Below are 12561 nucleotides of genomic sequence, written 5' to 3' on the forward strand. Positions count from 1 at the left end.
GTGGGAACGAGGGGTCCGATTGCCGCCAGACGGCGAGGCCGGCACGGCTACATGATCGTTTGCATGATGACACTGAAGGACAAGGTCGCCCTGGTGACCGGTGGCTCCCGCGGCATCGGGGCCGGCATCGCCCTACGCCTGGCTCAGGACGGGGCCGACGTGGCTCTGACCTACCGGCAGGACGCGGAGCGCGCCGCGACCGTGGTACGGCAGATCGAGGCGCTGGGCCGGCGGGCGCTGGCTGTGCAGGCCGACGGCGCCGACCCGAGCGCCGTGCGGGGAGCGGTCGACCAGGTGGCCGCCGAACTGGGCCGGCTGGACATCCTGGTGAACAACGCGGCGGTCTTCCTGGTCGGCGCCATGGACGAACTAGGCACAGCCGAGATGGAGCGGACGATCGCGGTGAACATCCGGGCACCGTACGTCGCCGTGCAGGCGGCGCTGCGGCACCTGGGCGAAGGCGGACGGATCATCAGCATCGGCAGCAACGTCGGTGAACGGGCCGTCTTTCCCGGGCTGACGCTCTACTCGATGAGCAAGACCGCTCTGGTTGGGTTGACCCGGGGCCTGGCCCGCGAGCTGGGCCCACGGGACATCACCGTCAACCTGGTCAACCCCGGGCCGACGGACACGGACGCCAACCCGGCGGACGGACCGAACGCAGCAGCCATCAGCGGATTCACCGCCGTCGGCCGCTACGCTCGCCCCGCCGACATCGCCGCCACCGTCGCGCACCTGGCCAGCCCCGAGGCCGGCTACGTGACCGGCGCGGTGATCAATGTGGACGGTGGCTTCACCAGCTGAGGAGCCCGGGCGGCGCCGCCCGACCTCCGGCGCCCCCCGACCTCAACCGTTCTTCGGGTGGGAGGCGTTTCTCCTGAACGAGGGGGTGGGCGCGGCGCTGAGCCCGACGGCTTGACCGGACCGCCTACGGTGCCGACCATGTCCCTTCGCGCGGCACGCCTGCTGGTCTGGCCCTTCGCCGTGGCCGCGTTCGCCCTACGGGTCTGCGCCGAGCTGTGGTTCAAGCCGGTGACCTGGCGGATCGATCCGAGTGGCGTCGCCCTCCTGGTGTGGGTGGCCGTCCTGTCCGGCACGCTCCTGGTGCCGTGGGCCGGCTATGCCCTGTCGACCAGAAGCATCCGGCGGCCCGCGACCTGGCAGGTGGACACGGACCAGAACCGCTTCGTCGCGCCGGCGAGCCCGAAGTGGCTCGGCCCCTGGGCGATGGTCCTTGGCTGGATCGCGGCGGCCTTCGTGCAGACCGAACGGATTGCCGGCGAGGATCGCGGACAACTCGTCCAGATAACGGGCATGCTGGCGCTGGCCATCGCGGTCCCGGCCGTGGTCCTGGGTGGTATCGCAATCACTCTGCTGCTGAACCGGCCACTCCTGGCCCTGGACCGCGATGGCATCACGGCACAGGGCCTTGTCACGCGGACCGTTCTTCGCTGGGATCACCTACTCCCCGGCGGACCGCCTCCTCCGACCCGGAAAGCCGCGAGCATCCCCCTGATGCGGTTGGCCGCGATGCCGGGCAAGCCGCCCCACGCGTATCCGCTGCCGGTCGGACGGCTGCACGTGGACCCGGGGTTCCTCGCGAACACGGTTCGGCAGTACGTGGAGCACCCCGACCGCCGCACGGCCATCGGCACGCAACGCGAACTGGAACGGCTCCACGCCACAGTGACGTGAACCGTCAAAGTTCGTAGCCGGCTTCCTCGACGGCGGCGCGCACCTCGCCGATGTCGAGAGGCCGGTTGCTGGTCACCGTGACGGTGTCGAGTTCGACATCGACGGCTACGCCGGTGACGCCGGGGATTCGTTCGATCTCCTCGGTGACGAAGCGTTCACAGTGGCCGCACGCCATGCCTGCCACGCGGTAGACGCCGACGGTCATGCCGGGACCTGGCGGCCGGCGGGCGCTTCCGGCGGTGGTGGTGCCGAGCCGGCCCGGACGGGAAGGGGCCGGGTGAGCAGGTGCGCCCGCCGCATCCGCCCGTCGTCGGCGAACTGCCCGAAGAAGTGCACCTCCACGCTGCCCTCCCGCTTCCGGTTCTGGAAGTGCAGGGTGTAGCGGGCGGCGATCCGGTCGCCGTCGGCCAGCGCCTCGTGCACCTCCCATCTGGCGTCGGGTTGGTGTTTCTGAGCCGGCTGGGCGTGCGCGATGAGCTTGGCGCGGTCCATCCGGCTGCCATCGGCGATCTGCACGATGTCGGGCGTGTGGTACCTGTCGACGACCAGCGCCGTGTCTTCGTCCCCGCGGACCAGGTCGGCCATGAAGGAGGTGAAGAAGTCGGCTATGAACTGCCTGGGATCGGTGCCATCGAGAGCGCGCATACTGCCCACCGCCAGCCCGTGATCTTCGAACGAACGAAACTTTACGGGCTGTAATATATCGACATCCGAGAAACCTTGGCAAGGTGTAAAAGATGAGTGGTCCAGCGCAGCGCCACCGCCGCCGTGCCGACGCCCGCCGCAACAACAGCGCGATCGTCGACGCGGCACTGCGTCTGCTCGACGCGCAGCCGGACGCCAGCCTCGACGCCATTGCCAGCGCCGCCGGGGTGACCCGGCAGACCGTCTACTCCCACTTCCCGTCTCGCGAACACCTGCTGGCAGCAGTCGTCGACCGGATCACCGATGAGGCCGTCGCCGCCATGGACGCCGCCGAGCCCGACACCGGACCGGCCGCCGAGGCGCTGATCCGCGTCCTTCAGGCCGGCAGCGGGATCGCGGGGCGCCATCCGGTCCTCGTTCAGCAGATCGCGTCGGTCCCAATGAGCCCGCAGGCCGACCAGGAACGCCACGCACCGATCGCCGATCGGATCAGCCGAGTGATCCGGCGTGGTCAGGCGAGCGGCGAGTTCGACAAGGACCTCCCGGCCGAGTGGCTCGCCGCGGTCACCATCAAGATCGGGCACGCCGCTGGCGAGGAGGTGGACGCCGGCCGGATGCCGCCGGTCGAAGCCGCCGGCGCGCTACGCACCATCCTGCTCCGGGCGCTGCGCCCGGCGAGCTGAGCCGCAGGTTCCCCAGTGACCGGCGACGATGACGAGGGCTACCATCCCGCAGGTGAATCCACGCGTGGTCCGGCTGGACCTGGGAGTAGGTCCGTCGCCCGCCGGGTCGGGTGAGCTGCTGCTGGCGGACGAGCGGAGCTGCCGCCTCGTCTTCGCCACCGAGAAGCCGCACCGCGTGGCGATGGCGACCTTCGCCGGTTTCGCGCAGGTGCTCTTCGGCTATCCGAATGACGAGGCGCTGCCCGGTCATCCTCTCTACGACCCCGACTGGGAGTACGGGTTCCACGAGGTGCGGGGGTCGCCATGGCCCGGCCGGTTGGAGGCACAGAACCGGGTGCCGTTCCCGGACCAGACCTCCTCGGGTTGGCGGCAGCTACGCCACTTCCTCGTGGTCTGCCACGAAGACCTCGTGGAGATCCTCGCCGACGATGTGAGCGTCGAACTGTTCGACAAGTCGTTCGAGGAGGTGGCGATGCACGCCCTACGGCTCAACCTGGGCAGCCTCTGATGCGCCGCTCGTCAACCGGGACCTGACGGATCCCGCCCGATGAAGCCCGCCGTCAACGACCCCACTGCCGCCGCGACTCAGCGCCGGGTGCAATTTCGGCGTGCGGCCCAGACCCCACCGGCGACCGCCGCCGCCAACGGAAGCAGACAACAGAGACTGAGAATCGCGAGATGCCACGGCTTGATCGCGCCCATAGCCGCGAAAGATAGCGGGTGCGGTCAAGCAACCCCTCGCGGTCGTCGCCCGGACACTTGTGATGAAGGGTGGGCGCGGCAGGTTTCGAACCTGCGACCCCCCGCTTGTAAGGCGGGTGCTCTCCCACTGAGCTACGCGCCCGGATCGCCAGTGCGGCGGGCCGGTGGCTGGCAAGCTTACCCTGCTCGCCGCCGGCACCGGCGCACGGCGTACTCCGGTCAGCCGGTCGCTTCGGCGATGGCCTTGCGCCAGCCCTGCTGGTCGCGGGCCTCGCCCGGACCGTTCATCTCGGCGAAGCGGACCACGCCGGCCTTGTCGATCACGAAGGTGCCCCGGTTGGCGAAGCCCGCAGTGTCGTTGAAGACCCCGTACGCCTGGGCGACGGCGCCGTGCGGCCAGAAGTCGGCGAGCATCGGGAACTGGTAACCCTCACGGTCGGCCCAGACCTTGTGGCTGAAGACCGAGTCGACACTGATCGTCAACACCTGGACGTGGTCGTTCACGTACGCGTCGAGGTTGTCCCGCACCTCGCACAGCTCACCCTGGCAGGTGCCGGTGAAGGCGAACGGGTAGAAGACCAGCAGCACGGCGCGCCTGCCCCGAAAGTCCGAGAGTCGGACTTCCTGGTTGTTCTGGTCCTTCAGGACGAAGTCCGGCGCCTCGGCACCAACCTCGATGGGCATGCGTACTCTCCTCGGGTCGAGTCGGGGAAACCGCACCAGCCTGCGACCCGACGGTGCGGACCGCCGGGCCTGCGAAGCGGCGCGGGCTACTTCTTGGCCTTGGCCCCTCGGCGCAGCACCAGACGTGCGCCGCTCCAGTCCCGGCCGGCGTTGACGGTCGAGGTCTGCTGAAGGCCGGCGGTGGGCGCGGACTCCGCGACCTCGCTCGGCTCGACGTGCCCGTCACGCCCCGCCTTCGGGGTGAGTAGCCACACGACCCCGTTGTCGGCCAGCGGGCCGAGGGCGTCGACGAGAAGTTCGAAAAGGTCACCGTCGCCGTCGCGGTACCAGACCAGCACCGCGTCGACCACCTCGTCGGTGTCCTCGTCGACCAGCTCTCCACAGCGGTCGGTCAGGGCGTCCCGGAGATCCTGGTCGACGTCGTCGTCGTACCCCATCTCCATGACGACCATCCCCGGTTCCATTCCGAACCGGTCCGCCAGGCTGCGTACCCCGTCGGCGGCCTGACCAGCGGTCGCGCTCACTGTCGCGTGCCTCCTCATCTCGTCCCTGCTCGCGGCGTCGGTGCGACGCCGTCAGGCAGAGTCCACACAGTTGTGCGTCCGCGCGCAAGTGGCGCACCGGGTGGAACGGAATTTACCGTGCCAGCAGCGTACGGGCACCGTCGGTAATGGCTTCCGCGGAGACCAGAACGTGACGGGCTGCCGGACCTAATGGTACAAACGAGTCAACTCCCGCCACGCGCCGTGCGGCACCGACATATCCGGCGTCGACCAGGGCGGCGATGACCCCCTCCCCCACCCCGCCGGAGCGGCGCGTCTCGTCCACCACCAGCACCCGGCCGGTCGCCGAGGACTCCCGGATGATGTCGGCCACCGGCAGCGGTGCCAGCCAGCGCAGGTCCACCACCCGGGTGCCCACGCCCTCCTCGGCGAGGACCGCCGCGGCCCGCAGCGACATCCGCACCCCGTTACCGAAGGTGATGATGGTCAGGTCGTCGGCCGAGCCGACCCGGTAGACCCGGGCCCGACCGATCGGCACGTGCCCGGAAACCCACGCGCCCGGCTCCGGATAACCGGCCAGCCACTCCCCGTCGCCAGCCGCGTACAGATCGCGGGTGTGGTAGAGCGCGATCGGCTCCACGAACACGCACACACTGCCGTCCACCGCCGCGCTGGCCAGGCAGGTCCGCAGCATGGGCGCGGCGTCGTCCGGCCGCGCCGGCACCGCGACCACCAGACCGGGCACATCCCGGAGTACGGCCACCGAGTTGTCGTTGTGGAAGTGCCCGCCGAACCCCTCCTGGTACGCCAGCCCGGCCACCCGGACCACCATCGGGTTGCGGAACGCCCCCCGCGAGAAGAACTGCATGGTGGCCGCCTCCCCGCGCAGTTGGTCCTCCGCGTTGTGCAGGTACGCCAGGTACTGGATCTCCGGCACCGGCAGCATCCCGGCCAACCCCGCGCCGAGGCCCAACCCGAGAACCGACGTCTCGTCGAGCAACGTGTCGAAGACCCGGGCCGCCCCGAAACGGTCCCGCAGCCCCTTCGTCACCCCGTACACGCCGCCCTTGGCAGCCACGTCCTCACCGAAGATCGCCATCTGCGGGTGGTCGAGCATCCCGTCGGCGAGCGCCGCGTTGATGCTCTGCGCCAGGGTCATCGGGCCGGCCAGCTCCGGCGGCTTGCCCCCGAACGCCTCCGCCCGGGCACCGGCGCCCGGCCCGCTCGCCCGCGCGGCGGCGTCGCCCACCGCCCGCGCCACCCGCACCGGACGGCGGGGCGCCAGCGCCGACACCACGTCGGCCGCGGAGGACAGCTTCGGCTCGCCCAGCACCTCCTCGGCCAGCCGGCGTACCTGCCAGCCGGTCTCGTCGTACCGGGCCAGCAACTCCTCGCCGGTGGCCACACCAGCGTCGACGAGCAGCCGCGCGGTGGCGACCACCGGGTCCCGGTCCAGGTCCTCGGCCAGCTCGGCCGGGCTACGGTACGCCGACTCCGCGTCCGCCCCGGCGTGTCCCATCAGCCGTACCGTGCGCAGGTGCAGCACGGCCGGCCGCCGGTTACGGCGCACCCAGGCCGCGGCCTCCGCCGCCACCGCGTACGTCTGCACCGGGTCGGCCCCGTCCGCGCTGAAGTAGCGGATGCCCGGCCTGGCCCGCAGGGTCGCCTCGACCCAGCCCTCCGGTGAGCGCACGCTGATGCCCAGCCCGTTGTCCTCGCAGACGAAGAGCACCGGAATGCGCAGCCCGGCGTGGTCGTACCAGCCGGCGGTGTTCAACGCGGCGGTGGCGCTGGCATGGTTGACCGAGGCGTCGCCGAAGGAGCAGACCACTATCGCGTCCGGTGGCCACGGGGCGGCTGCGGCGCCCGCACCGCTGCCAACCCGCACCCCGGCCCCGGTACGCCGCCCCACACTGTCCAGCCGGCGCAGCCGTTCCACGGCCAGTCCCATCCCGACCGCGCGGGGCAGGTGCGAGGCGATGGTGGAGGTGGTCGGCACGATGGCCAGGTCGGCCCGGCCGAACACCTTGTGCCGGCCGCCGGCGCTCGGCTCCTGACTGGAGGCGACCATCCCGCGCAGCACGTCCCGGGCCGCCTCCGCGTACGGCGCGAATACGCCGGTGGGCGGCTCGGACCCGGTGGGCTGGGGGTCGGTCGACTCGGAGTCGGTCAGCCGCTCGGGATCGATCAGCGCCTCGGGGTCGGTCGACCGCTCGGTCGGCCGTTCGAGGTCGGTCAACCGCTCGGGGTCGGGCGGCACGGCCCCAGCCGGCACGGATCCAGGCGGCACAGACCCCGCCGGCACGGACCCGGACGGCACGGACCCGGACGGCACGGCCCCAGCCGGCTCGAAGCCGGTCGGCACGGCCCCCGCCGGCACGGCCCCCGCCGGCACGGCCCCCGCCGGCACGGACCCGGACGGCACGGACCCGGACGGCACGGACCCCGCCGGCACGGACCCGGACGGCACGGCCCCCGCCGGCACGGACCCGGACGGCACGGACCCAGGCGGCACGGACCCAGGCGGCACGGACCTGGGCGGCACCGGGTTGGCGGTCGATGCTGGGCCGGCGGCGGCCTGCGCGGCGCGGACGCAGTAGAAGGCGCCGGAGCGGTAGTGCAGCAGCGCCGGATCGGTGGGGCGCAGCGCGGCGGCGACCGCGGCGTTGCCCTCGTGTCCGGCCGAACCGATGGTGTAGAAACCCTCCCCGAAGCTGCGCAGCCACCGGCCGGCCAGGTCGAGTTGCCGGCTGGTCACCTGCGCGTCGAACAGGTCCACCACCTGTGCGCCGGTCAGTGGGGCATCGTCGTTGACCGGGTCGGCGGGGTCACGCCGCCGCCCCGCGGCGGGTAGCGCCGCCAGCGTCTCCCGGAACCGGTCGTCGAGATCTTGCGGGGTTGTCACGAGGGACAGCATTACCGACGGAAGCCTTCGTCGCCCAGTGGGACACGGTCGGCGCGGGTCGACTCACTCCGGCCCACAGGGGTCCGGACAGTCACCGTCGGACATCTTTCGGACCAGGTCACGAAGGGTGCTCAGCTCCCGGTCGGTCAGCCCGGACAGGAGTCGGGAGTCGGACATCACCTCGGTCACCCGGTCCCGCACGCCGCGGCCCTCCCCGGTCACCACAAGCGTCTTCTGCCGACGGTCCGTCGGGTCGGTGTGGCGCTGGACCAGCCCGGCCTGCTCCAGCTTGTCCACCAGCACCGTCACGTTCGACCGGTCGCAACCCAACCGCTCGGCGAGATCGCGGGCCGGCAGCGGGTGGTCCGGGTCCAGCTCGTGCAACGCCCGGGCCGTAGCGGGGGTGAGCCCCAACTGAGCGAACGCGGCGCCCTGCCGGTGTCGCAGCGCGGTGGTCACCTGGGCCATCCGGCGCACCACATCGTCGGCGAGACCAGCCCGATCCACCGGTCCACCTGCTACGGAACCCACCTCCTGCGTCACTGCCACATCGTACGCAGCGCGCCGTTCCTCCAGCTCAGCGCTCGGGCGCTGCCCCCGCCCCGCCCCGCCCCGCCCCGCCCCGCCCCGTCAAGATCCGCGCAACATCAGGGAAGTTGCTGCCTCGGCACCCGCCGAGCCAGCAGCTTCGGGGAAGTTGCGCGGATCTTGACGGGGCGGGGGGAGGTGCGGTCAGCCGGGGAGGAAGGAAAAGCGGACCTGGCGGGTGGGGTTGTCGCCGTTGGTGTCGACCAGGCAGATCGACTGCCAGGTGCCGAGCGCCAGTCGTCCGCCGAGCACCGGCAGTGTGGCGTACGGGGGGACGAACGCCGGCAGCACGTGGTCGCGGCCGTGGCCGGGCGAGCCGTGCCGGTGTCGCCAGCGATCTGTCGTGGGCAGCAGGTCGTTCAGCGCGCTGAGCAGGTCGTCGTCGGAGCCCGACCCGGTTTCGATGATCGCCAGGCCGGCGGTGGCGTGCGGCACGAAGACGTGCAGCAGGCCGTCGCCCTCGCTGGAGACGAACTGCTGGGCCTCTGCGGTGATGTCCCGGACGGTCGGGCGGGACCCGGTCTGGACGGTGATCACGTCGCTGCGCATACGTCGCATTCTGCCGCAGGCACGGGTCAGGAGCCGCCGCCACCGCCACCCGAGTCGCCGCCACCTCCGGACCAGCCGCCACCACCGCCCGAGTCGCCGCCACCTCCGGACCAGCTGCCACCGCTCGCCGAGTCGCCGCCACCTCCGGACCAGCCGCCACCACCGCCCGAGTCACCGCCACCTCCGGACGAGCCAACGCCGTCGGACGAGCCAACGCCGTCGGACGAGCCAACGCCGTCGGACGAGCCAACGCCGTCGGACGAGCCAACGCCGTCGGACGAGCCAACGCCGTCCGACCGGTGCCCACCGTCCGGGTCGCTCCCGTAGTAGGTCGACGGGATGCTGGTGTCCGCGTACCCGTGGCGGTGACCGGCCACCAGCCGAGCACTCTCGGCGGCTGGAGCCCGCAGGCCGCCGCGTGCCTGGACCGCGCCGAACACCACGGCGGCCAGGCCGAAGATCACGACCGGAAGCGCTGCGGGATCACCCGACAGCAACACCCGTGTCCCGGGGATCGCCGCGAGCACCGCGACCGTCAGAAGCACGCCGCCGACAGTCACTCGTCGCCCGTTCATACCGTCACGGTAGGAAGCCCGAACAAGGGGCCAGGGGCCTCCGTAGCGCTAAGTTACCGGCGGGTACCTGTGTTCAGCATCGCGTCCGGGGGACCTAGACGTGACGAGGGGTGCCACCAGGGGGCAGGATGGCGCTAGAGACCTATCCCACACACAACCGAGGGAACGCCTGTGGCTACGGAACGCAAGCGCCCGGTGATCAGCGACGGCCTACCGAGCCAGCTTCCGGACATCGACCCTGAAGAGACAAGCGAATGGGTCGAGTCGCTTGACGGTGTCATCGACGAACGCGGTGCCAAACGCGCCCGGTACGTCATGCTGCGCCTGCTGGAGCGGGCCCGTGAGCGCCAGGTCGGGGTTCCGCCCCTGACCACCACCGACTACATCAACACCATCCCGTCGGAGCGCGAACCGTGGTTCCCGGGTGACGAGCACGTCGAGCGGCGGATCCGGGCGTACGTCCGGTGGAACGCCGCCATGCTTGTGCACCGGGCACAGCGTCCGGAGATCGGCGTCGGCGGGCACATCTCGACCTTCGCCAGCTCGGCGTCGCTCTACGAGGTGGGCTTCAACCACTTCTTCCGGGGCAAGAACCACCCGGGCGGCGGCGACCACATCTACTACCAGGGTCACGCCTCCCCCGGCATGTACGCGCGGGCGTTCCTGGAGGGGCGGCTCAGCGAGCACCAGCTCGACGGGTTCCGCCAGGAGTTGTCGCACCCCGGCGGTGGGCTGCCGTCGTACCCCCACCCGCGGCTGATGCCGGACTTCTGGGAGTTCCCCACCGTCTCGATGGGTCTCGGCGGTCTGAACGCGATCTACCAGGCCCGATTCAACAGGTACCTGCAGCACCGCGGCATCAAGGACACCTCACAGCAGCACGTCTGGGCGTTCCTCGGCGACGGTGAGATGGACGAGCCGGAGACGCTGGGCGCCATCGGCCTGGCCGCCCGCGAGGAGTTGGACAACCTCACCTTCGTGATCAACTGCAACCTCCAGCGGCTGGACGGCCCGGTCCGGGGCAACGGCAAGGTCATGCAGGAGCTGGAGTCGTTCTTCCGGGGTGCCGGTTGGAACGTCATCAAGGTGGTCTGGGGCCGCGAGTGGGACCCGCTGCTCGCCGCGGACACCGACGGCGCGCTGGTCAACCTCATGAACACCACGACCGACGGTGACTACCAGACCTACAAGGCCGAGTCCGGCGCGTACGTGCGGGAGCACTTCTTCGGCCGCGACGCGCGGACCCGCAAGATGGTCGACCCGCTGAGCGACGACGAGATCTGGAACCTCAAGCGGGGTGGGCACGACTACCGCAAGCTCTACGCGGCCTACAAGGCGGCCACCGAGCACACCGGTCAGCCCACCGTCATCTTGGCGAAGACGATCAAGGGTTGGACCCTCGGCTCGCACTTCGAGGGCCGCAACGCGACCCACCAGATGAAGAAGCTGACGCTGGAGGATCTGAAGACCTTCCGCGACCGCCTCTACCTGGACATCCCGGACAAGGCGCTGGAGGACAACCCCTACCTGCCGCCGTACTACAACCCGGGTGAGAAGTCGGACGAGATCCAGTACCTGAAGGAGCGGCGGGAGCAGCTCGGCGGGTACCTGCCGTCCCGGCGGACCAGCACCAAGCGGCTGGCCATCCCCGGCCCGGAGCGGTTCGCCGACGTCAAGCGCGGCTCGGGCAAGCAGAAGGTGGCCACCACGCAGGCCTTCGTCCGTCTGCTCAAGGACGTGATGAAGGACAAGGAGTTCGGCAAGCGCTGGGTGCCGATCATCCCGGACGAGGCCCGCACCTTCGGCCTCGACTCGATCTTCCCCACCGCGAAGATCTACTCGCCGCACGGCCAGCGCTACACCTCGGTCGACCGGGAGCTGTTCCTGTCGTACAAGGAGTCGACCACCGGGCAGATCCTGCACGAGGGGATCAACGAGGCCGGCTCGGTCGCCTCGTTCACCGCCGCGGGTTCGGCGTACGCCACGCACGACGAGCCGATGATCCCGATGTACATCTTCTACTCGATGTTCGGGTTCCAGCGGACCGCCGACGGGTTGTGGGCGGCGGCCGACCAGATGGCGCGGGGCTTCCTGCTCGGCGCGACCGCCGGTCGGACCACGCTCAACGGTGAGGGCCTCCAGCACGAGGACGGCCACTCGATGTTGATCGCGGCCACCAACCCGGCGGTGGTCGCGTACGACCCGGCGTTCTCGTTCGAGATCGCGCACATCATGGAGCAGGGTCTGCACCGGATGTACGGGGAGGCGCAGGAGAACGTCTTCTACTACCTGACGGTCTACAACGAGCCGACGTTGCAGCCGGCCGAGCCAGCCGACGTGGACGTGGAGGGCCTGCTCAAGGGCATCTACCGCTACTCGGCGGCACCGCAGGTCGACGGCCCGCAGGCCAACGTGCTCGCCTCCGGCACCGGGATGCAGTGGGCGCTCAAGGCCCAGCAGCTGCTCGCCCAGGACTGGGGGGTGGCCGCCGATGTCTGGTCGGTGACCTCCTGGACCGAGCTGCGCCGCGACGCGGTGGAGACCGAGGAGTACAACCTCCTCAACCCGGGCGCCGAGGCGAAGGTGCCGTACATCCAGCGGAAGCTGGCCGACGCGGACGGGCCGAAGGTCGCGGTCAGCGACTGGATGCGGGCGGTGCCGGACCTGATCGCCCGCTGGGTGCCCGGCGACTACACGTCGCTCGGCACCGACGGCTTCGGCATGTCGGACACCCGGCACGCGCTGCGCCGGCACTTCCACGTCGACGCGGAGTCGATCGTGGTGGCCACGCTGCGGCAGCTTGCCCGTAGCGGTGCGGTGGCGGCCGGCGTGCCGGCCGAGGCCGCCAAGAAGTACGCGATCGACGATGTCAACGCCGCCCCGGTCGGCGAGACCGGCGGCGACAGCTGATCGAGCACGATCCAGAAAGGGCCCGGCGCACCCGCGTCGGGCCCTTTTCGGTACGGCCACACCCTGTCCGAGGGCGGAAGCGGCGGTGGTCCGGGGTCCCTGGCGGGGATCCGGACCACCGC

The 12561-nt window shown here is 70.8% G+C and carries 12 protein-coding genes, 1 tRNA gene and 2 pseudogenes; 5 read left to right on the forward strand and 10 right to left on the reverse strand.

The features are described from left to right. The first annotated feature begins 63 nt into the window (after window positions 1-63). Together ABZU25_RS05300 and ABZU25_RS05305 are read left to right on the forward strand one after the other, a co-directional pair. The gene (locus ABZU25_RS05300; protein WP_355028070.1) at window positions 64-804 is read left to right on the forward strand and encodes a 3-oxoacyl-ACP reductase family protein; all 741 of its coding nucleotides are present in this window, start codon (window positions 64-66) and stop codon (window positions 802-804) included. A gap of 138 nt (window positions 805-942) precedes the next feature. After that, window positions 943-1695, forward strand: coding sequence for a hypothetical protein (locus ABZU25_RS05305; protein WP_355028071.1), 753 nt, complete (start codon window positions 943-945; stop codon window positions 1693-1695). Between the two features lie 4 nt (window positions 1696-1699). On the opposite strand, the gene ABZU25_RS05310 is transcribed toward ABZU25_RS05305, so the two are convergent. After that, window positions 1700-1900 (reverse strand): heavy metal-associated domain-containing protein, encoded by a 201-nt coding sequence (locus tag ABZU25_RS05310; RefSeq protein WP_355028072.1) that lies wholly within the window; start codon window positions 1898-1900, stop codon window positions 1700-1702. Next, entirely contained in the window at window positions 1897-2340 is a 444-nt protein-coding gene (locus ABZU25_RS05315; RefSeq protein WP_355028073.1) for a nuclear transport factor 2 family protein, read from the reverse strand. The genes ABZU25_RS05310 and ABZU25_RS05315 overlap by 4 nt, the downstream gene beginning before the upstream one ends. Window positions 2341-2432: 92 nt before the next feature. Between ABZU25_RS05315 and ABZU25_RS05320 the strand changes: the two genes are divergently transcribed. Both ABZU25_RS05320 and ABZU25_RS05325 read left to right on the forward strand, forming a co-directional pair. Beyond that, window positions 2433-3023, forward strand: coding sequence for a TetR/AcrR family transcriptional regulator (locus ABZU25_RS05320; RefSeq protein WP_355028074.1), 591 nt, complete (start codon window positions 2433-2435; stop codon window positions 3021-3023). 52 nt (window positions 3024-3075) lie between these two features. Beyond that, window positions 3076-3531: a hypothetical protein gene (locus ABZU25_RS05325; RefSeq protein WP_355028075.1), complete on the forward strand. Its 456-nt coding sequence runs from the start codon at window positions 3076-3078 to the stop codon at window positions 3529-3531. Window positions 3532-3795: 264 nt separating this feature from the next. On the opposite strand, the gene ABZU25_RS05330 is transcribed toward ABZU25_RS05325, so the two are convergent. The 8 genes and pseudogenes from ABZU25_RS05330 to ABZU25_RS05365 form a co-directional block, all read right to left on the reverse strand. Further along, window positions 3796-3867, reverse strand: a tRNA-Val gene (locus ABZU25_RS05330). A gap of 77 nt (window positions 3868-3944) precedes the next feature. Continuing rightward, on the reverse strand, window positions 3945-4409 hold the full coding sequence (locus tag ABZU25_RS05335; protein ID WP_355028076.1) for a peroxiredoxin: 465 nt from the start codon (window positions 4407-4409) through the stop codon (window positions 3945-3947). A gap of 86 nt (window positions 4410-4495) precedes the next feature. After that, window positions 4496-4933 carry a DUF3052 domain-containing protein gene (locus tag ABZU25_RS05340; RefSeq protein ID WP_272612865.1) on the reverse strand — a complete coding sequence of 146 codons (438 nt, stop codon included), beginning with the start codon at window positions 4931-4933 and terminating at the stop codon, window positions 4496-4498. 112 nt (window positions 4934-5045) lie between these two features. Next, window positions 5046-7016 (reverse strand): annotated as a pseudogene (locus tag ABZU25_RS05345) (thiamine pyrophosphate-dependent enzyme); the annotation flags it as partial. A 474-nt stretch (window positions 7017-7490) separates the two neighbouring features. Then, a pseudogene (locus ABZU25_RS05350) lies at window positions 7491-7829 on the reverse strand (transketolase); the annotation flags it as partial. Between the two features lie 51 nt (window positions 7830-7880). Beyond that, entirely contained in the window at window positions 7881-8285 is a 405-nt protein-coding gene (locus ABZU25_RS05355) for a MarR family winged helix-turn-helix transcriptional regulator (protein ID WP_355028247.1), read from the reverse strand. Window positions 8286-8549: 264 nt separating this feature from the next. Further along, window positions 8550-8954: a YjbQ family protein gene (locus ABZU25_RS05360; protein WP_355028077.1), complete on the reverse strand. Its 405-nt coding sequence runs from the start codon at window positions 8952-8954 to the stop codon at window positions 8550-8552. Between the two features lie 26 nt (window positions 8955-8980). Next, on the reverse strand, window positions 8981-9529 hold the full coding sequence (locus ABZU25_RS05365) for a hypothetical protein (RefSeq protein ID WP_355028078.1): 549 nt from the start codon (window positions 9527-9529) through the stop codon (window positions 8981-8983). A 171-nt stretch (window positions 9530-9700) separates the two neighbouring features. Between ABZU25_RS05365 and aceE the strand changes: the two genes are divergently transcribed. Further along, complete coding sequence (gene aceE / locus ABZU25_RS05370) at window positions 9701-12439, forward strand: pyruvate dehydrogenase (acetyl-transferring), homodimeric type (protein ID WP_355028079.1); 2739 nt, start codon at window positions 9701-9703, stop codon at window positions 12437-12439. The last annotated feature ends 122 nt before the right edge of the window (window positions 12440-12561 follow it).

Origin of the sequence: Micromonospora sp. NPDC005215, from assembly GCF_040607915.1 — a bacterium.
Classification (GTDB): Bacteria; Actinomycetota; Actinomycetes; order Mycobacteriales; family Micromonosporaceae; genus Micromonospora.